General features: G+C 39.2%; 19 protein-coding genes. 9 read left to right on the plus strand and 10 right to left on the minus strand.

Going from position 1 to position 19,051, the window contains the following annotated elements; translation table 11 throughout:
• Positions 1-151: 151 nt before the first annotated feature.
• Both mrcB and B554_RS0104540 read left to right on the plus strand, forming a co-directional pair.
• Positions 152-2,548, plus strand: a complete 2,397-nt coding sequence (gene mrcB, locus B554_RS0104535; RefSeq protein ID WP_019457129.1) for a penicillin-binding protein 1B — start codon at positions 152-154, stop codon at positions 2,546-2,548.
• Positions 2,549-2,568: 20 nt separating this feature from the next.
• Positions 2,569-3,120, plus strand: coding sequence for a tetratricopeptide repeat protein (locus B554_RS0104540; protein WP_019457130.1), 552 nt, complete (start codon positions 2,569-2,571; stop codon positions 3,118-3,120).
• 22 nt (positions 3,121-3,142) lie between these two features.
• On the opposite strand, the gene B554_RS0104545 is transcribed toward B554_RS0104540, so the two are convergent.
• Positions 3,143-4,045 carry an NUDIX domain-containing protein gene (locus tag B554_RS0104545; protein ID WP_019457131.1) on the minus strand — a complete coding sequence of 301 codons (903 nt, stop codon included), beginning with the start codon at positions 4,043-4,045 and terminating at the stop codon, positions 3,143-3,145.
• A 136-nt stretch (positions 4,046-4,181) separates the two neighbouring features.
• On the opposite strand from B554_RS0104545, the gene hemP reads away from it, so the two are divergent.
• Entirely contained in the window at positions 4,182-4,352 is a 171-nt protein-coding gene (gene hemP, locus B554_RS0104550; protein WP_000993415.1) for a hemin uptake protein HemP, read from the plus strand.
• Between the two features lie 65 nt (positions 4,353-4,417).
• On the opposite strand, the gene B554_RS0104555 is transcribed toward hemP, so the two are convergent.
• The 4 genes from B554_RS0104555 to B554_RS0104570 all read right to left on the minus strand — a co-directional run bounded on the left by B554_RS0104555 (position 4,418) and on the right by B554_RS0104570 (position 8,723).
• Complete coding sequence (locus tag B554_RS0104555) at positions 4,418-5,776, minus strand: ATP-binding protein (RefSeq protein ID WP_019457132.1); 1,359 nt, start codon at positions 5,774-5,776, stop codon at positions 4,418-4,420.
• Positions 5,773-6,435, minus strand: a complete 663-nt coding sequence (locus B554_RS0104560; RefSeq protein WP_019457133.1) for a response regulator transcription factor — start codon at positions 6,433-6,435, stop codon at positions 5,773-5,775. The genes B554_RS0104555 and B554_RS0104560 overlap by 4 nt, the downstream gene beginning before the upstream one ends.
• Before the next feature lie 104 nt (positions 6,436-6,539).
• Positions 6,540-6,890: a NirD/YgiW/YdeI family stress tolerance protein gene (locus B554_RS0104565; protein WP_004700511.1), complete on the minus strand. Its 351-nt coding sequence runs from the start codon at positions 6,888-6,890 to the stop codon at positions 6,540-6,542.
• Positions 6,891-6,965: 75 nt separating this feature from the next.
• Positions 6,966-8,723, minus strand: coding sequence for a GspE/PulE family protein (locus B554_RS0104570; protein ID WP_019457134.1), 1,758 nt, complete (start codon positions 8,721-8,723; stop codon positions 6,966-6,968).
• Positions 8,724-9,011: 288 nt separating this feature from the next.
• Between B554_RS0104570 and B554_RS0104575 the strand changes: the two genes are divergently transcribed.
• Positions 9,012-10,280: an MgtC/SapB family protein gene (locus B554_RS0104575; RefSeq protein ID WP_019457135.1), complete on the plus strand. Its 1,269-nt coding sequence runs from the start codon at positions 9,012-9,014 to the stop codon at positions 10,278-10,280.
• Positions 10,281-10,290: 10 nt separating this feature from the next.
• On the opposite strand, the gene tsaA is transcribed toward B554_RS0104575, so the two are convergent.
• Positions 10,291-11,019: a tRNA (N6-threonylcarbamoyladenosine(37)-N6)-methyltransferase TrmO gene (gene tsaA, locus B554_RS0104580; protein ID WP_081400301.1), complete on the minus strand. Its 729-nt coding sequence runs from the start codon at positions 11,017-11,019 to the stop codon at positions 10,291-10,293.
• Between the two features lie 104 nt (positions 11,020-11,123).
• On the opposite strand from tsaA, the gene B554_RS0104585 reads away from it, so the two are divergent.
• The gene (locus tag B554_RS0104585; protein WP_002118187.1) at positions 11,124-11,903 is read left to right on the plus strand and encodes a ferredoxin--NADP reductase; all 780 of its coding nucleotides are present in this window, start codon (positions 11,124-11,126) and stop codon (positions 11,901-11,903) included.
• A gap of 55 nt (positions 11,904-11,958) precedes the next feature.
• Here B554_RS0104585 and B554_RS0104590 read toward each other — a convergent pair whose 3' ends face one another.
• Positions 11,959-12,828, minus strand: a complete 870-nt coding sequence (locus tag B554_RS0104590; RefSeq protein ID WP_019457137.1) for a PhzF family phenazine biosynthesis protein — start codon at positions 12,826-12,828, stop codon at positions 11,959-11,961.
• A gap of 230 nt (positions 12,829-13,058) precedes the next feature.
• On the opposite strand from B554_RS0104590, the gene B554_RS0104595 reads away from it, so the two are divergent.
• From B554_RS0104595 to abeS, 4 genes are all read left to right on the plus strand, one after another.
• Complete coding sequence (locus tag B554_RS0104595; RefSeq protein ID WP_081400298.1) at positions 13,059-14,525, plus strand: PLP-dependent aminotransferase family protein; 1,467 nt, start codon at positions 13,059-13,061, stop codon at positions 14,523-14,525.
• 56 nt (positions 14,526-14,581) lie between these two features.
• Entirely contained in the window at positions 14,582-15,952 is a 1,371-nt protein-coding gene (yegQ, locus tag B554_RS0104600; RefSeq protein ID WP_019457139.1) for a tRNA 5-hydroxyuridine modification protein YegQ, read from the plus strand.
• A 2-nt stretch (positions 15,953-15,954) separates the two neighbouring features.
• Positions 15,955-16,206, plus strand: coding sequence for a YfhL family 4Fe-4S dicluster ferredoxin (locus tag B554_RS0104605; RefSeq protein ID WP_019457140.1), 252 nt, complete (start codon positions 15,955-15,957; stop codon positions 16,204-16,206).
• A gap of 247 nt (positions 16,207-16,453) precedes the next feature.
• Positions 16,454-16,783 (plus strand): multidrug efflux SMR transporter AbeS, encoded by a 330-nt coding sequence (gene abeS / locus B554_RS0104610; protein ID WP_004700493.1) that lies wholly within the window; start codon positions 16,454-16,456, stop codon positions 16,781-16,783.
• A gap of 74 nt (positions 16,784-16,857) precedes the next feature.
• On the opposite strand, the gene B554_RS0104615 is transcribed toward abeS, so the two are convergent.
• Genes B554_RS0104615 through B554_RS0104625 form a run of 3 tightly spaced genes read right to left on the minus strand, consistent with a single transcriptional unit; the run spans position 16,858 to position 19,043 of the window.
• On the minus strand, positions 16,858-17,634 hold the full coding sequence (locus tag B554_RS0104615) for an ABC transporter ATP-binding protein (protein WP_019457141.1): 777 nt from the start codon (positions 17,632-17,634) through the stop codon (positions 16,858-16,860).
• A gap of 9 nt (positions 17,635-17,643) precedes the next feature.
• Positions 17,644-18,357 carry an ABC transporter permease gene (locus tag B554_RS0104620; protein ID WP_019457142.1) on the minus strand — a complete coding sequence of 238 codons (714 nt, stop codon included), beginning with the start codon at positions 18,355-18,357 and terminating at the stop codon, positions 17,644-17,646.
• A complete protein-coding gene (locus B554_RS0104625; protein WP_019457143.1) occupies positions 18,354-19,043 on the minus strand; it encodes an ABC transporter permease in 690 nt (229 codons plus the stop codon). The genes B554_RS0104620 and B554_RS0104625 overlap by 4 nt, the downstream gene beginning before the upstream one ends.
• Positions 19,044-19,051: the final 8 nt, after the last annotated feature.

Consider the following 19,051-nt stretch of genomic DNA (forward strand, 5'->3'; position numbering starts at 1 on the left):
ATAACATTATCCTGATTAATTTAAAAAAACATAACAACAAGATGCAGTAAAATTCAATCTAAGTTTTCAATTTATTCACAGTTTTATCATTGCAAATTGATTACAAGCTATCGCATCATTAGCGTATTGTTTAGGGTTTTATCTCATTTATATGAAGTTTGAACGTGGTATCGGTTTCTTCGCGCTAATCTTTTCAATTTTGGTGATTGGTGCTTTTATTGCTCTTAGTATCTATCTGATTCGTTTAGATAATATTATTCGTGAAAAATTTGAAGGACAGCGCTGGGACATTCCGGCCAAAGTGTTTGCTCGGCCTTTGGAAATTTATAATAATGCACCCATTACCCAAGCAAATTTCACTCAAGAATTAAAATTATTAGGTTACAAAACTTCAAGTAATTATGACAAGTCAGGAACCTTTGTTGCTCATGGTAGCAACATGTATGTGCATACACGTGGTTTCGACTATGGTGATAGCGTAGAACCTGAACAGGTTTTAGAGCTCAGCTTTGCAAACGATCAAGTTGCAGATGTACGTAGTACAAAACCATCATCAACAGGTGTGGCCCGTTTAGAACCTTTACTCATTGGGGGCATTTATACCCAGCATAATGAAGACCGTGTCCTGATTAAACTTAATAGTGTTCCTAAACCACTGATTGAAGCTTTAATTTCTACCGAAGACCGTAACTTCTATCACCACCACGGTATCTCGATTCGTGGTACAGCACGTGCTTTGGTGAGTAATGTCACTGGAGGACGCCGCCAAGGTGGTTCAACACTCACACAACAGTTAGTTAAAAACTTCTATTTAACACCTGAACGCACCTTAAAACGTAAAGTAAATGAAGCATTAATGGCTTTACTTATTGAGTTGCATTACAGCAAAGATGAAATTTTAGAAGCTTATTTAAACGAAGTAAATTTAGGTCAAAATGGTAACTATTCAATCAATGGTTATGGCTTAGCTTCACAATTTTACTTTGGTTTACCACTTCGTGAACTCAATGTCGCACAACAAGCTTATTTAGTCGGTTTAGTTCAAGGGCCATCGTTATATAACCCTTGGAAAAACCCTGAAGGAGCAAAAAATCGTCGCGATACAGTGCTCAATAACATGCGTGTAATGGGTTATTTAACTCAAGCAGAATACGAAACTGAAATTGCACGTCCTTTAGGTATTCTAAGTAAACCAAGCTTAGGGCCTGCAAAATTCCCTGACTTTTTAGATATTGTACGTCGTCAGTTACGTACCGAATATCAAGAAAGTGATTTAACAAATCAAGGACTACGTATTTTTACGACCTTGGACCCAATTGCTCAAACTCAAGTTCAAGATGCATTTAAAGCATCTGTAGAACGTCTTAGTCAAAGTAACCCTGCTCGTTTGAAAAACTTGCAAGGTGCTGTGCTCATAGCACATCCAGAAAACGGCGAATTGATTGCAGCTGTCGGTTCGACTCAAGACTTTACTGGATTCAACCGTACTCTAGACGCAAAACGTCAAGTCGGTTCCCTATTGAAGCCAGTGATTTATTTAAGCGCAATGGAGTCTGGACGTTATAACTGGGCAAGCAAGATCGAAGATGCGCCAATTAGCATTCCTGTAGATGGTGGTAAAAGCTGGACACCGAAAAACTATAGTGGCGGTGGTCATGGCGTTGTAAGTTTAAGTGAAGCATTAGCAAACTCTTATAACCTTTCTGCTGTGCGTTTAGGTCAAGAATTTGGGTTATCTACATTTACCAACAACTTAAAGAAATTTGGTGTCGAATCACCAATTCCAGCCTACCCTTCTATTTTCCTTGGTGCAGTTAATATGTCACCAATGGAAGTACTCGGTATTTATGAAAACTTTGCTACCGGTGGTTTTAAATATCCAACTCGTGCAATTCGTTCTGTAGTAGATGCCAAGGGTCGTTTACTTGATCGTTATGGTTTAAACGTACAACAAACAATTGATCCATCTGTTGGCTATATCATGAACTATGGTCTACAACAGGTTATGTCTTCAGGTACTGGTCGTGCAGCTTATAACAGCTTATCACCTACTTTAAAATTGGCTGGTAAATCAGGTACAACCAACGATACACGTGATTCATGGTTCGCTGGATATTCAGGTAACCATGTTGCTGTAGTCTGGTTAGGTCTAGATGACAATAAAGTAACTGGCTTAACTGGTTCATCTGGAGCATTACCTGTGTGGATTAATGTGATGAAACAGTTACGTCAAACCCCAGTAAATCTACGTCAACCAGACACTGTACAGTGGCAATGGATTGATCATGCAACAGGTGATTTGTCTGCACAGGCTTGTGCTGGCGCAATGTATATTCCTATGCTGACGCATACAGTGCCACATCGTGCTACGCCATGTGCAGCACCTTACTATCAAGTTGATCCAACATACGCACCACAAAGTGATAACACAGCACCAGCATCTCAACCGGATAATAGCGATAGCTATATTCGTGATAGTGAAAGTCAGATGGAACAAGATCTGTCGAATAACACACGAGTGATTTCTAGTGGTAGTTATAACAACTAAGTGTTAACAGGAAACAGGATATGTTAAAGAAGGGTGTTTTTTATATTGGTGCTGTACTTATGGTCGGCTGTACAACTTTACCAGATCATTCAGTCCCAAAAGAGAAAACACCACCTGTTGCCGAAAAAAAGAGTACTGAGACACCATCTGGTGTAAAAATTACACCTTATGATCATCCAGATATTCAACGTAAAAGTTTACAGGTGATTGTTCCTCAGCAGAAAAAGCCCCAACGCTTTAATGATGATGGAAGCCAATTACCTGCTTTTAAAACGTTAATGCAAAAAACTGAGCAAGCTTACAAAAACCAGCAATGGTCGGAGGCTGAGCGCTACGCCCTTCAAGCGCAGCGTTTAGCACCACAAGCCGCCGAGACTTATTTATTTTTAGCACTTAGTGCAAATCATAAACAGCAATATGCTAATGCTGAGTCTCTTGCAAGACGTGGTTTAAGCTTTGCTCAAAGCCAAGCGATGAAAAAACAGCTTTGGCTAACCATTTTAAAAGCTGGGCAACAACGCAATAACCAAAAAACTATTCAAGAAGCTCAGCAAGCATTAAAAGCGCTCTAGCTTTTAATGCTTTTATGTCTTTTTAAAAATTACGAATACCTGCCAAGCCATACGCACCGTGTTGCTGTGCTGTGGCTAAATCATCAGGACTCATACCTCCCAAAGCAAATACGGGAATCTGGCATTTCTCAATCAAGTCAGCAAAACGATCCCACCCTAGTGCTCTCGCTTCTGGGTGAGTTTCAGTTACTTTGACAGGACTTACAAAAACAGCATCACAGCCGATTTGCTGCGCGTGTTGTAAAGAAACTGCATCGTGGCAAGCTGCAATAAAACGCACTCCCACCTCTAAATCACCTTTATGCAAACTCATTAATTGAGACTGTTTAAGATGAACTGTTTTTATGTGGCTTTTTAACTCAGGTTTTAGTCTGCGCCAAATATCGATATTTATGATTAATTTTGAAAGCTGCTCTGTATTTAACAGCGCTAACTTTTCTATATCTTCTGGATTAAAACTATCTTTTTCACTACGCCAATACACTAAAGTGTCCTCATTTTCGGCTAGTACGAGCGTAGAATTAATTTTAATGAAATGTGGCCAATACAATCTTTTTATGATGTCTTTATTAGCTTTCGGGAAGTTTAAGTTAACTAGCTGATCACGCGTATACCATGTCCAAGGCTGGTGAATAAGATTTAATAACTCATCAGGTACATAACTATGGAACAAATGAAGATTGACAATAATGTCATCATATTCATGGTGAATATAATCAAATTGATGCCATTCTTTTAAACCAATACCGACTTCTTCATAAATTTCACGGCGGCAGGCTTCTTCTGGTGTTTCACCTTGCTCAACCTTTCCTCCTGGAAACTCATGCTTTCCACCTTGATGCTGCTGCTCCCCACGCCATCCAACTAATATTTTCCCACGATGAATTAAGATAGCTATTGCAACATCGACGATCGGTTTAGGCATTTTTCTACTCACTCAAGTTTTTCATAAGTGTAAGCAAATTTTATCAATTTATAAATTCTTTAAAATCTCATTGACAGATCTATTCGATAATGATTATCATTTAAATCGTTCAAGAATATACCACGGAGCACAACAAATGAACGCACCTTTTAGCTTATTTACTCGTAACACTGACTCAGCTCATGCCTTACCAATGCTGCATTCTAACAACCTATTTGCATTAGGTCGTGAAATTCGAATTATGCATGCTGGCGAGGAATATCGTTTACGCCTTACACGCAATAACCGTCTCATTTTAACTAAATAAGAACCACCCTCGCGTTTCAACAATATTCGTGGGAAAACAAAAAATGGATAGCATGGGCAACCATGCTATTTTTGTATTTCCTGATTAAAAGGCATTATCACTTCAACTTTTAAACCACCTTGGCTTGCATGCATAAATTGTAGTTCTCCACTATGGAGTTGAATAATTTTTTTAGTAATTGAGAGTCCTAGTCCTGACCCTTGCTGCTGCGTACCTAATACCCGAAAAAAACGCTGTCCTAGACGTCTTAAAACTTCATCATCTACCCCATTTCCAGCGTCTTCTATAGAAATTTTCAGTTGTTGCTGGGACTGACTCAGTTCAACATGAATAAATCCTAAAGTAGGACTATAGCGAATCGCGTTATCAAATAGATTTCGAAAAGCAATAAAGAGTAACTCTTCATTCGCAAACACTTTGGTTTCATTTGACAAAATATTGGTATCAATCATCATTTGTTTGGCTTGCGCATCAATATTTACGGTTTCAATGACTCGAGCCAATATATGGTTTAAATCAATCACACTCTTAAACAGAGCTGGCTGTTCTGTTTCATTAGGCTCCAAACGAGCAAGTAGTAGTAAATTTTCAAGAATCTTTGTACTTCTTGAAACGTCTTGTTGGATGCGCTCAAAGTCTTGGTCAAGTTCTGGAACTTGCTGGTATTTACGCTGTAAAACTTGAAGCCGCATTTGTATTGCTGATAAAGGTGAACGTAACTCATGTGAGGCATCTGCAGTAAAGCGTTGTTCAGCAACAAGCGCCCGCTGGAGTCTTGCAAGTAACTGATTTAAAGCATCTATGACTGGTTGAATTTCTGTAATGACATCCGGGTCTTGAATTGGTTCTAAATCTGAAGCAGTTTTTTGAGCAATACGCTTAGAAAGTAGATTTAAAGCCGCCAATTGTTGTTCTGTACGCCAGCTTACAATCACCCATTGTAATAGCCAGAACAGAACCATAAGACCGCTATATCCAGCGAGTGCTTTGAGTACCTCTTCAACACGTGTACTCATGGGCTGAAAGACTTCAACTTGCAGCTCTGAATCTTTTTGCTGTGTGGCTAGACTACGCCATAATTGACCATCAAACCAAAAGTATGAAAACCCTTTGGATAAATTACCCTGCTCAAAAAGCTCATGTTGATAAGTATGAGAATGAGTAAGCAATTGACCAGAGTTTAATAATTCATACTGAATATCAAATTCATCACTAAGCTCATCAAACTGCTTCATAGGATGGTTAGAAAGATCAGAAACCAACAAAGTATCTGAAATTTCATCCATAATTTGATCTTGCACGGACATGTTGTGGTAAATCGAGAATATAGTCAGCAAACCTAAAGCCAACAGCCCTACAACTACACTGCTCCACATGGTGGTCTTAACCAGTTGAGACTGTAAAGATGAACGGTTCAGTTTCATTTTACATCTCCCATACGGTAGCCTAGTCCCCGTATGGTTTTAATGCTGCTACTGCCGATTTTTTTTCGAAGTTGATAAATAAAAACTTCTATTGCATTACTTTCAATCTCGTCACCCCATGCATAGAGCGCTTCTTCTAACTGATCACGCGTAATAATATGTTCAGGATGAACCATGAGCTTACGTAAGATTTGGAACTCTTTTGCTGTTAAATCAATAGAGATTCCAGCCAATAATACAACTTTCGCTTGAGTATCGAGGTGTAAATCTCCCCACATTAAAATCGATTGCTGACTCAAAGTTTGTTTGCGCAATTGAGCTCGGATACGGGCAGATAACTCTTCTAAACTAAAAGGTTTAACCAAGTAGTCATTAGCACCTAAATCTAGCCCCTCTACTCGGTCATGAATGCTGTCACGCGCTGTAATAAAAATGACAGGTACATTTTTTTGTTTATAACGTATTGTTGTTAAGACTTTTTCACCCGCCAATTCAGGCAAACCTCGATCAAGTAGAATACAGTCATAGTCATGCTGTTCAATCGCAGTAAGCGCGTAATCACCTCTTTCAACCCAGTCGACTTGATAGCCATCTAACTCTAACCAAGATTGAATACTTTCCGCTTGAGAGCGATCATCTTCTGCAAGCAAAATTCTCATCTATTTATCCTGTTATATTCTGACTTGATCTTGCCAAGCATTTATTAAAAAAGCAAAGCCGCATCATTCGTGCGGCTATAAATGGTATAAGCAAAGTCCAATGCTTAAAATTGGACTTGCTCTACATCAATTTCAACATGTTTTGAGGGTTTAAAGTCTATATCGACTTCACCAACCAGACCAATATTAGTCGTTGGAGAAATAGGATGACCCTGCCAAAGTTCATCATCTACATTAATAATGATAGTGCCTGTTTTATCTCGGAACTGATATTTCTCATCGCCTATAGACTTCACGACTTGCCCATGTAATTTTACAGGCGTATTGTCTTTTGCCTTTAATGCTTGCTTAACAGTAGTGACCGTTGCAGGTATCGCTGCTGCCTGACTCGTAGATAGATGTGCTATGGCGATACCAGTAATAGCTGTCATCAAGATCACTTTAAATGTTTTCATAAAATCACCTATTTGATTACATCTTGGAATGACATCAGTAAAACAAGCATAAATGAGGTGAATCTTAAGAAAAATTTAATTTAAAGGCACAACACGTAATACCTCTTCCAAAGTAGTAAGTCCTTCAATGACTTTATGCGCTCCAGCAATTCGCAAAGGCTCCACACTTTCTTTTTTAGTTTGGCTTCTTAGTTCATTTAATGTTGCGTGACTACCAATCAGATGCTTAAGCTCAAGACTAACAGGCATAAATTCATAAATACCGACTCGGCCTTTATAGCCTGTATGACGGCATTGTTCACAGCCTACTGCTTGATACACTTTTTCTGGCATTTCCATAATGTAGTCGAATGTTAGGTGCTGCCATTCATCCTCATTAATATGAGTTTGTTGCTTACAGTGTGGGCAAAGCTGTCGTACTAAACGCTGTGCCAATACACCTAAAATAGTTGCTGCTGTCAGAAATGGTTGTACACCTAAATCATGCAAACGAGTCAAACTTGACGGCGCATCATTGGTATGTAAAGTTGACAGCACCAAATGCCCTGTGAGTGCCGCCTGAATGGCCATGTTCGCAGTGTCTTGGTCACGAATTTCTCCAATCATAATAATGTCGGGGTCTTGACGCATTAAAGCACGCACACCATCAGCAAAGCCCAGATCAATTGCATTATTGACCTGCATTTGGTTAAAACTAGGCTCTAGCATTTCAATCGGGTCTTCAATGGTACAGACATTGACTTGATCAGTTGCGAGTTGCTTTAAAGAAGAATATAGCGTTGTGGTTTTACCAGAACCTGTTGGACCAGTAACCAAAATAATACCGTGACTATTTTGTGTTATGCGTTGCCACTGTTGTAATAAAGACTGATCAAAACCTAATTGCTGAAAAGAACGTACCAATACATCTGGGTCAAAAATACGCATCACCAGTTTTTCACCAAATGCAGTCGGCAAAGTTGATAAACGTAGTTCGGTTTCTTGTCCTTTCGGTGTGCGTGTTTTTAATCGACCATCTTGCGGTTTACGCTTTTCCGCTACATTTAACCGTCCTAAAATTTTAATTCGGGAAATCACGGCGGTCAGTGTATTTGAAGGCATATTATAAATAGTGTGTAAAACGCCATCAATACGGAACCGAACTTTACCATTGTCTTTACGCGGTTCCATGTGAATGTCACTGGCGCTTTGTTCAAACGCAAACTGTAAAATCCAGTCGACCAATTTCACAATGTGTTGATCATTGGCATCAGGGTTTTGGCTATCACCAAGCTGTAAAAGTGCTTCTACCCCCTTGTTATCACGATCATGCGCAGCATCTTTCTGAGCTGAATTTACTGCACGGCTAACCTGATAATACTCTCGCAAATAACGTTGCAACTGTTCAGGATTTAGCAGTACCCGTTCAATTTTTTTCGGTGCCAAACTTCGTTCCAGATTGTTTAACCAATCTATTTTAAAAGGTTGGTCGGTACCAATCACAATTCGGTCCGCATGGACTTCTACAGCTAAAATGTGGTTTCGAATCGCAAACTCTTGTGACATGACTTGAGTTAAAGCGCTGACATCTGCCTTTAAAGGATCAATCACAAATAAAGGCAATTGCGCCCGATCGGCAAACCATTGGCACAGGCGGTTTAAACTTAAATGTGCCTGTACGTGGTGTTGGTCTTTTAAATTAAAATGCGCAATCCACTGTAATGGATGCCACTTCAATTGATCTTTTTGTCTATTTGTCGTTTGTACCAGTAATTTATCACGCTCAGTAATACGGCCTTCTTGTAATAGTTGTTCTAGGCACCAATGTGCGTCTATTTCTACATGTGCATTCATGTGTTATCCCCAATATATTTTTATAATATAGCAGAGATGTTTTAGATTTAACTGGTATGAAAATTTCCAAATTCAGCTTTTAAATACCTTTTAACTTCAATTAATTAAACCAATTCTCAACTTATTATTGTTTTGTGGCATAGATCATATTTATAAAGATATTTATTATGATAGTTTGATTAAAAAAGAGACTAGGCTCAATACAATAAAAAGCATACACTGCATATGAATACATGATTTAAATATGATTAACACCTGTATATAACAATAAACCAATGAGGAAGTATTATGAATCTTCCAATGACAATGTCATTACAAACTGCATATTTTGAAGAATTTATCACCATTATTGCAGCAGCATTGGGCTGCGGGTTATTAATTGGTTTGGAACGTGAACGCAGCAAGCTCAAACACGAATATAAGACTTTTGCAGGTTTTCGATCTTTTGCAATTAGCTCCCTACTTGGTGCAATCTGCTTTTTATTTGGTACTGAAATTGGAATTGTAGGCGCTCTACTTATTGGCGCAATCAGCATAGTCTCCCTTAAAAACCAGCCGAATGACCCCGGTGTTACTACAGAACTCGCTTTTATTATGACTTATTTTATAGGAGCGCTTTGTATCTGGAATATTTCGTTAGCTGCGGGTCTCGCCGTCATTATGACGATTATTTTATTAGCAAAACAATCGATGCATGGTATTGCCAGTCAGTGGATCACCGAGTCCGAATTGCGTGATGGGATTTTTTTACTGGCATTACTTTTAATTGCCTTACCGTTAGCCCCCAATAAACCATTTTGGGGACCTGTTTTAAACCCACATGTGATTTTAAAATTACTGACTTTGATTTTATTTGTGCAAGCGCTCGCACATATTGCAAAGCGGCTTTTGTCATCGAAAAATGCTCTATTACTTTCTTCTTTAGCATCTGGTTTTGTATCGAGTACAGCGACTATTGCAACTCTAGGTTTAGAAGTTCGTTCTGGTCGTGCGAACGCCACCACAAATGCTGGTGCTGCATTAATGTCGTGTGTTTCTACACTCATTCAGACCTTAATTATTGTGATTGGAATTAGCTTAGCATGGTTCAAAGTCATTATATTTCCAATGCTGATTGCATTGGTTTTTTTAGCGGTGTGGGCCTTTATTTTATTGCGTAAGGCGGAACCAAGTTCGACTTCAGCCGAATTAGACTCCAGAATGTTCAGCTTAAAAGAAGCCGTGATTATTGCGGGAACACTCACACTCATTCAGATTGGTGTTTATGGCCTAAGTCTATATTTAGGAGATGCTGGTTTAATCGCAGGGACTCTACTCGCTTCTTTGTTTGAAATACACGCAGCAATTGCAGCAGTAATTGTACAAGGAGAACCGAATAACGCTCACACATCGCTACTAATCGCTTTTATGAGTGGTTTTGCAGTGCATGCAATTGCCAAGAGCATTAATTCGGCTATTTCAGGTGGAATACGCTATGCCCTTGCTTTTATTCCCGCACAACTCACTCACATGGCGATATTAATTTGCCTACTCTGGATGAACATACATTGGTTTTAAAATGAGACGCTTAAGCGAGTAAAACATCTTCTACCATATCAACTAGTGTAATTACATTATCATTCACTTTAAAATGAATATCAAAATTAGAAAACTTCATTTTATAAACTCGTACAGGGTCTTCTTGATAGGCAGGCCTTGGGTCTAAAGCTAGAACTTGCTCTAATTCATCCAGATATTGCCCGTTAATTTTTTTATTTTTTAGAAGATTTTTCTGAGTAGTCAGTGCACTTTCCGACCAGATGACTTGCTTTCGTTCTGGTTCAGCTTGTGCATAGCCACTTTGAGCATCAACAATGGCATCTGAATATTGAATATAAGGTTTAATATCTAAAATTGGCGTGCCATTTAGTAAATCACTGCCCGTAACATACACTCTTAAAGACTTACCGACTTTTTCAACCTTTTTTAAACGTACTACAGATAAACCTACAGGCGCTGGACGATACATACTGCGTGTTGCAAATACACCAATTTTTTCATTCCCCCCTAAACGTGGTGGGCGAACCTGAGGTCGAAACTTAGTTGCGGCCTCCTGATTTTTATTGTCATGAAACTGCCAGATGAGCCAGAGATGAGTAAATTGCTCAATTCCCTCAAAAGCCAATAAGTCATTATAAGGTTCTACCATTTCGATATAAGACTCGATATTGACCAAGTTGGGCTGACGTGGAATACCAAATTTTTCTCGAAAAGGTGAGCACATGTGCCCGACTATTGGGAGGGTGACAGAGTTCATCATCACTTTTTCTTATAAACACAATTAAATATATTCAGTTTATCGGGAATGAAATTAGATTAGAATAGCAATCTGTTTTCTTTTAATCGTGATCGAGACCTTTAATGGCTGCTTTTAACGTTGAACGCATTACTCATGTGCACCACTGGAATGACACCCTTTTCAGTTTTAAAACTACACGCGACACTAGCTTACGTTTTAAAAATGGTCAGTTCGTGATGATCGGACTTGAAGTGAATGGCAAACCGTTAATGCGTGCATATTCGATTGCAAGTGCGAACTACGAAGAAGAGTTAGAATTCTTCTCAATTAAAGTACAAGACGGTCCTTTAACTTCGATTTTGCAAAAAGTACAAGTTGGTGACGAAATTTTAGTTTCTAAAAAACCAACAGGTACATTGGTTCATGATGACCTTTTACCAGGTAAAAACTTGTACCTTTTATCTTCTGGTACTGGTCTTGCACCATTCTTATCAATTATTCGTGACCCAGAAACTTACGAACGCTTTGAAAAAGTCATCGTTGTTCATGGTACACGCTATATTTCTGAATTAGCTTATCAAGACCTGATTTTGAACGAATTACCAAACCATGAATTCTTTGAAGAATTAGGTATTAAAGACAAACTTGTTTACTACCCTACTGTTACTCGTGAACCTTTCCACACTCAAGGTCGTGTAACAACTGCAATTGAAACTGGTGCTTTATTTGAAAAAATTGGTTTACCACGTTTTAACCGCGAAACTGACCGTGCAATGCTTTGCGGTAGCCCTGCATTCTTAAAAGATGTTGCTGCATTACTTGACCAACATGGTTTAGTTGAATCACCTCGTATGGGTGAAATGGGCGACTACGTAATTGAACGTGCGTTCGTAGAAAAATAAGCTTTTTCTAAATAAAAAAACCGAGGCTAAGTCCTCGGTTTTTTTATATCTCTTTTTATAAGGTGATACTGCCATCAATACAGGTAACAGCGGTTCCACCCACTAAAATTTTATTTTGATGCAATTCAAGTTGAAGGTGTCCATCTCGGCCTAAAGCCCGACCTTGTGAAGAAAGCACCACATCATTGTGTGCTGGCAAAATTCCATGGTAACGAATAAATGAAGCTACGCTACCATTCCCACTCCCACAGACTGGGTCCTCATTTATTCCAATTGAAGGGGCAAATGAGCGGACTTCTATATGTTTTTGCTCATCATTATTTTCATAAAAACCATAAACCGTCGCTCCACCAACTTTCATTTCTAAATCATGTTCTTTTAAAGCAGCAAAGTCGGGTTGGCTATCTAAAACAGCCTTAGCGTTTACAGCTTGTAATACAATCCAGCGCGCACCCACATCAACCAATGCTGCATTCCATTGAGTATCAATCTGACATTTTAAAATTTCAGCCAGTTTTTCAGTATGCATTGTGTCAAGTGGAGTAATTTTAGGCTTAGGTAGTTCAAATGAAATATGCTTTGAGTCACTTACTGTCAGAGTCACCAAACCCGCAGCACATTGCTGTACCAGTTTACCATCTTTAGGTGTCACGAGGCCTGCTTCAAGCAAAGCATAGGCAGTACCAATTGTAGGATGTCCAGCAAAGGGCAACTCACTTTGTGGAGTAAAAATTCGAACCTGATAGTCAGCTTGAGAATCGGTCGCAGGGAGCACAAATGTCGTTTCAGAAAGATTAGTCCAATTCGCAATTTCCTGCATCTGTTCAGATGTTAAGGCACTGGCGTCCATAATGACTGCAACAGGATTACCTTTAAATGCTTGTGAAGTAAAAACATCAACTTGTTTAAATGCAACAACAGACATAGACCACTCCTACTGATTTTGTAATTAAAAATTATGGCTTTTAAATCCTTACCATTTTTTGATCTTACTGATTTATTTTTAATGGTCACAGTATCAGTTCATATAAAAAATAATAGACACAGTTTTTCAGTTTAGATTTGCGTTAAATGAACTAATCAAAAGCAATCACTATATTTGAGTTAAATATAAGATCCCTATAAAGTGTGTCCATTGCTTTAGCTTTTTAATGAATTGACATGTACAAATATAAAAAAGTGAGTGATGACCTCACCCTGCAAATTCAGAATGGCAGACAGCCTATCGGCTCTCGCTTACCATCAATTCGCGACTGCGCAAATCATTATCAGGTCAGCATTAACACCGTAAAAGAAGCTTATCGTCAGCTTGAAGACCAAGGTTTAATTTCAGTTCGCCCACAGTCTGGCTACTATGTTTGTCATGCGCCTTCAAACTTATTAGAACTCGAAGAGCGTTATGTCAGTGAAGAAAAAGTATCTCTTTCAGGAATTAGCTGTTTTCTAGCACAAATCGTTAAAAAGCAGATGGATCCTGACTATGTTAATTTAGCCTTAGCTTGTCCTACAGGTGAAAACTTCTATCCAATTGAACGCTTAAAACGCTTAACTGCTCAAGTTTTACGGACGCAGCCAGACATTTTTAAAAACTATACTTTACCGCCCGGCTCTATGCGTTTACGTACTCAAGTTGCGAGGCGAAGTTTACAGCTTGGTATGTTTCTTTCAGCAGATGATATTGTACTCACTCATGGCACTATGGAGGCCTTGAGTCTTGCGATTATGGCAACCACCCAAGCAGGTGACAGCATTGCTCTTGAGATTCCTACTTTTCATAACCTGTACCCGCTTCTTCATAATTTAGGCCGAAAAATCGTAGAAGTACCGACTTCGCCGCATACAGGTATGTGCCTTGACGCTCTTGAAGAACTGTTAAAATCTAAAAGTGTACAAGCTATATTAACCATTCCAACAGGTCACAATCCTCTCGGTTTTAGCATGCCTGAAACTAACCGTCGTCGCTTGGCAGAGTTAGCTAATCAGTTTCAAGTTCCTGTCATTGAAGATGCGATGTACGCCGAATTGCAACTGACAGAACCGCTTTTACCCAACATTAAGGCGTTTGATCAAAATGGATGGGTTTTGGTGTGTGGTAGCTATACAAAAACCGTAGCACCCGACTATCGAATTGGTTGGCTAGAAGCTGGGCGCTTTCGTAATATTGTGCAGCAACTTAAATTTACGACCACTGTTGCTGAACCGGCTTTGCTCACGGAAACTTTAGGACTTTTCTTAGAGAATGGCGGTTATGACCTACACTTAAGGCAGCTCAAGAAACGCTATCAACAACAAATTGACACCATCAAATCTTATATTTGTCGTTATTTTCCACTCGGTACTCGAGTCAGTCGACCACAAGCAGGATTTATTTTATGGTTAGAGCTACCCGAATCAATAGATACATTAGAACTGTTTCATCAGGCCATGGATGAAAAAATCTTATGTATGCCGGGAGTTTTGTGTTCGGCTGATAAACGTTTTAGACATTGTTTACGTATTGCAGCTTGTTTTGAGCTAAATCCCAAAATGTTAAATGCTTTGATGCGCTTAGGAGAACTAGCAAAAAATATGCTGCCCGTACAAAAGGATAATGATCAAATCCCTACTAATTCAGTAGGTTGAATCCAAAATATAGAGTTAATAAAATAAAACCATATATTTTTTATGCCTTTTATTTCATGAAAACTGAACTCCTCTCTCCCGCTGGTTCACTAAAAAACATGCGCTATGCTTTTGCCTATGGTGCAGATGCCGTATATGCAGGCCAACCACGTTATAGTTTACGCGTGCGTAATAATGCTTTTGATCATGACAACTTAAAAATCGGAATTGATGAAGCTCATGCTTTAGGTAAAAAGTTTTATGTTGTGGTGAATATTCAGCCTCATAACAGCAAATTAAAGAACTTTATTCGTGACCTTGAACCGATTGTAGCGATGCAGCCAGATGCACTTATTATGTCTGATCCGGGTTTAATTATGATGGTGAGAGAGCATTTTCCTGATGTACAAATTCATCTATCTGTTCAAGCCAACGCCATTAACTGGGCCACTGTTAAATTTTGGAAAGATTATGGTCTAAGCCGTGTGATTTTATCGCGTGAGTTATCTTTAGAAGAAATAGAAGAAATCCAGCAATACGTACCCGATATTGAACTCGAAGTTTTTGTACATGGTGCTCTATGCATGGCCTATTCAGGCCGTTGCCTACTTTCTGGTTATATGAACAAGCGTGATGCCAACCAAGGTGCTTGTACCAATGCTTGCCGTTGGGACTATAAGTTGCATGAAGCTCAAGAAGATGTGAACGGCGATGTGATTCCAGTCACTCAGCTCAACACCTCAGAAAAATCTTGCTGCTCATCGAAACAATCAGAAACAACCTCCGCTCAAACGTTGCTGGTACAACGTAATGATGAAGAAATGTTTGCTGCTGAAGAAGATGAACACGGCACCTATTTTATGAACTCCAAAGATTTACGTGCGGTACAGCATGTAGACCGTTTAACCAAAATGGGCATCGCCTCACTGAAAATTGAAGGCCGTACTAAATCCTATTTTTATTGTGCCCGTACTGCTCAAATTTATCGAAAAGCTATTGATGATGCTTTAATAGGTAAACCATTTGACCCAAGCTTAATGACTCAGCTCGAAGGGTTGGCAAATCGCGGTTATACCGAAGGTTTTTTAAGACGTCATGTTCATAGCGAATATCAAAACTATGCTGACGGATCATCACATTTTGACTATCAACAATTTTGTGGTGAAGTTTTAGAACGTCACGGCGATTATATTCGCATTGAAGTTAAAAACCGTTTTGTAGTTGGCGACTCTCTAGAACTCATGACACCTCAAGGCAATATCACCTTTACCTTAACCGAAATGCGTGATTTAAAAGGTAACCCAATTACAGATGCTAAAGGTTCGGGGCATTTTGTTGAGATTCCACTCCCACAAGATGTTGATATCAGTTATGCCCTACTTGTACGCAATTTGCCGCATGCCAAAGAAAGTATTACTGCCTCTACATTGGCTTATTCAGCGAGTTAAACATGGCACTTTTGATTACGAGTGACTGTATTAACTGTGATATGTGCTTACCGGAATGCCCCAATACAGCTATTTTTGAAGGGAACAAAGTTTATGAAATTGATCCACTTCGTTGTACCGAGTGTGTAGGCTTTTACGATGCGCCTACATGTAAGGCGGTTTGTCCAATCGATTGCATAAAACCAGACCCTGTACATATTGAAAATAAAGAGCAACTTTTAGAGAAATTTAAAAGTTTAAATATACTCAGCTAATCTATTTCTTAAAAAGTCTATAGAGGATCAAGCTAAAATTGCTGATCCTCTTGAGTGACTATACAGATCAATAATTAAATAAATGAATAAATAGCTGAGAACAATTGGCTAGTGATAAAATCAATTTATCAGTTCAGTTTGGTTTACTGGTAATTTTGTACCCAAAAAATTGCACAATCGTTAAAACTGGCAAACCATTTCAACATTTCATATAGATTGATTAAAACTCATTCTGGCGCACTTCCCCATGTCTTATCTTTATTTAGCAATTGCGATTGCTTGTGAAGTCATTGCAACTTCAGCTTTAAAAGCATCTCAAGGTTTTACTGTTCCCATTCCATCCATCGTTACAGTTGTGGGCTATGCGATTGCTTTTTATTTATTGTCCCTGACGCTAAAAACAATCCCAATTGGAATTGCATACGCCATTTGGTCGGGCGCGGGTATTATTTTAATTTCTGCAATTGGCTGGATATTTTACAAACAGCATTTAGACTTGGCGGCCTGTATTGGTCTTACTTTAATGATTGCAGGTATTATCATTATTAATGTGTTTTCTAAAAATACTCATCTATAAAATATAATTAAAAAGCAACCGAGTAAGATGCGAATTCTTTTTAAAAAAATTTCACCTTACTCGGTATGAACAGCTTATTTTAAACTGCCCGTCAAAAATTGTTTTAAACGCTCACTTTTCGGATTGTTGAGTACTTCATCAGGATGGCCCTGTTCCTCAATTTTCCCTTGATGTAAGAAAATCACTTGATTAGACACATGACGTGCAAAGCCCATTTCATGTGTCACCACAATCATGGTACGGCCTTCTTCAGCCAAACTCTGCATAACCTTGAGCACTTCACCCACCAACTCCGGATCAAGTGCACTGGTTGGTTCATCAAATAGCATCACTTCCGGTTCCATTGCCAAAGCACGAGCAATCGCTACACGTTGTTGTTGCCCACCAGATAAAAATGCTGGATATTTGCTTTCAACACTTTCAGGCAATCCAACTTTACGCAGATATTTTCTTGCACGCTCTTCGGCTTCAGCCCGCTTCACCCCAAGCACATGAATTGGCCCTTCAATGACATTTTCAAGCACGGTCATGTGAGACCATAAATTAAAGTGTTGAAACACCATCATGAGCTGAGTACGCATTTTTTGTAGCTGTTTTGGATCAACAACTTTTAAATTGCCTTTTTTATCAAAGATTGTGCGTAGTTTTTCACCATTGAGTTTAATGGTGCCATTGCTCGGTTGTTCTAAAAAGTTAATACAACGCAGCAAGGTACTTTTACCCGAACCAGATGAACCGATGATACTAATTACATCACCAGCATTTGCATCAAGTGATATCCCCTTAAGTACTTCATAATCGCCAAATGTTTTGTGTAAATCACGAATCACTAGTTTTGCAACGTGTTCCATTTATGTCTCCTAATGATTCGATGGCTTTAAAAATGCCAACCAACGTTTTTCCAACTTACGGAATATCCAAATCAAAATAAATGCCAACACTGCATACAACACCGCGGCAATTCCAAAAGCATTGAAAGTGTCATAGGTTGCGGCATTCACATCACGCGCAATCTTTAAAATATCGGGAACTGTTGCAGTAAATGCAATGGTTGTCGCATGCAACATTAAAATGACTTCATTGCCGTAAAACGGTAAAGCACGGCGCAACATCGATGGAATGATAATCCGTGTGTAGAGTTTCCATTTTGACATACCGAAAGCTTGAGCAGCTTCAATCTCACCATGTGGAATAGAACGAATCGCTCCAGCGAAGATTTCAGTCGTATATGCACCAGTATTGAGCGCAAATGCCAAAATGGTGCAATTTATGCCCTCTCGAAAGAATGCATCGAGTGCTTGGTGTTCATGGACATAATCAAAGCTATAAATGCCCGAGTAAATAATTAACAATTGGATGTACAGTGGTGTTCCACGAAACACATAAGTAAACAGCCAAACTGGGCCACGTAACCAGTTATTTTCTGATACTCGTGCGAGTGATAAAGGCACGGCAAGCACAAACCCAATACCGATTGAAAGCACCAATAACCAAGCAGTCATCGCGACACCAGTCATTTGTAGGCCATCGGTCCAAAGGTATGCCTTCCAATATTGTTGAAGGATTTCAATCATAATTGCCCCTTCCTTACACCAGCAGAATAACGACGTTCAAGCCACATTAAAATCAGGTTTGACACGGTGGTAATTGCCAAATAAATCGCAGCAGCGACGATGCTGAAAAAGAACAATTGCATGGTACTTCTACCTGCATCTTGCGTAATTTTTACAATGTCAGTTAGGCCAATAATGGAAACCAGTGCGGTCGCTTTAATCAAAACTTGCCAGTTGTTACCAATACCAGGCAATGCAAAACGCATCATTTGAGGGAATAAAACACGTCGAAAAACCTGCCAGGGCGTCATCCCATAGGCCATTGCTGCTTCAATTTGTCCCGTTGGAACCGATTGAAATGCACCACGAAAGGTCTCGGTAAAATATGCACCATAAATGAACGCTAAGGTAATCACACCAGCCACAAATGGGTTGATATCAATCTGATCCATTTGCAGTGCTTCAGTAATTTGGTTTAGACCCAACTGCAAGCTATAAAATAAAAGCAGCATAATCACTAAGTCAGGCACACTACGAATGAGCGTTGTATAGGCGGTCGCAATATAACGTAAAGCTTTAATATTAGAGAGTTTTGAACTCGCACCAATTAAGCCAATAATGACAGAAAGCAAGAGTGACAACAGCGCAAGCTGTATGGTCATCCATGTTCCGCTGAGAAGGAGTGGCCCATAGCCAGAAAAAGACATGACTCATC

This window comes from Acinetobacter sp. GG2 (assembly GCF_000292385.1).
GTDB lineage: Bacteria > Pseudomonadota > Gammaproteobacteria > Pseudomonadales > Moraxellaceae > Acinetobacter > Acinetobacter seifertii.

Bases quoted from the DNA above. Each gene is read 5' to 3' on its own strand.
- B554_RS0104625 (WP_019457143.1), bottom strand. From the start codon at position 19,043: ATGTCTTTTTCTGGCTATGGGCCACTCCTTCTCAGCGGAACATGGATG.
- tsaA (WP_081400301.1), bottom strand. From the start codon at position 11,019: ATGAACTCTGTCACCCTCCCAATAGTCGGGCACATGTGCTCACCTTTT.
- B554_RS0104570 (WP_019457134.1), bottom strand. From the start codon at position 8,723: ATGAATGCACATGTAGAAATAGACGCACATTGGTGCCTAGAACAACTA.
- B554_RS0104605 (WP_019457140.1), top strand. From the start codon at position 15,955: ATGGCACTTTTGATTACGAGTGACTGTATTAACTGTGATATGTGCTTA.
- B554_RS0104585 (WP_002118187.1), top strand. From the start codon at position 11,124: ATGGCTGCTTTTAACGTTGAACGCATTACTCATGTGCACCACTGGAAT.
- mrcB (WP_019457129.1), top strand. From the start codon at position 152: ATGAAGTTTGAACGTGGTATCGGTTTCTTCGCGCTAATCTTTTCAATT.
- hemP (WP_000993415.1), top strand. From the start codon at position 4,182: ATGAACGCACCTTTTAGCTTATTTACTCGTAACACTGACTCAGCTCAT.
- abeS (WP_004700493.1), top strand. From the start codon at position 16,454: ATGTCTTATCTTTATTTAGCAATTGCGATTGCTTGTGAAGTCATTGCA.
- B554_RS0104540 (WP_019457130.1), top strand. From the start codon at position 2,569: ATGTTAAAGAAGGGTGTTTTTTATATTGGTGCTGTACTTATGGTCGGC.
- B554_RS0104565 (WP_004700511.1), bottom strand. From the start codon at position 6,890: ATGAAAACATTTAAAGTGATCTTGATGACAGCTATTACTGGTATCGCC.
- B554_RS0104575 (WP_019457135.1), top strand. From the start codon at position 9,012: ATGAATCTTCCAATGACAATGTCATTACAAACTGCATATTTTGAAGAA.
- B554_RS0104545 (WP_019457131.1), bottom strand. From the start codon at position 4,045: ATGCCTAAACCGATCGTCGATGTTGCAATAGCTATCTTAATTCATCGT.
- B554_RS0104615 (WP_019457141.1), bottom strand. From the start codon at position 17,634: ATGGAACACGTTGCAAAACTAGTGATTCGTGATTTACACAAAACATTT.
- B554_RS0104590 (WP_019457137.1), bottom strand. From the start codon at position 12,828: ATGTCTGTTGTTGCATTTAAACAAGTTGATGTTTTTACTTCACAAGCA.
- yegQ (WP_019457139.1), top strand. From the start codon at position 14,582: ATGAAAACTGAACTCCTCTCTCCCGCTGGTTCACTAAAAAACATGCGC.
- B554_RS0104555 (WP_019457132.1), bottom strand. From the start codon at position 5,776: ATGAAACTGAACCGTTCATCTTTACAGTCTCAACTGGTTAAGACCACC.
- B554_RS0104560 (WP_019457133.1), bottom strand. From the start codon at position 6,435: ATGAGAATTTTGCTTGCAGAAGATGATCGCTCTCAAGCGGAAAGTATT.
- B554_RS0104620 (WP_019457142.1), bottom strand. From the start codon at position 18,357: ATGATTGAAATCCTTCAACAATATTGGAAGGCATACCTTTGGACCGAT.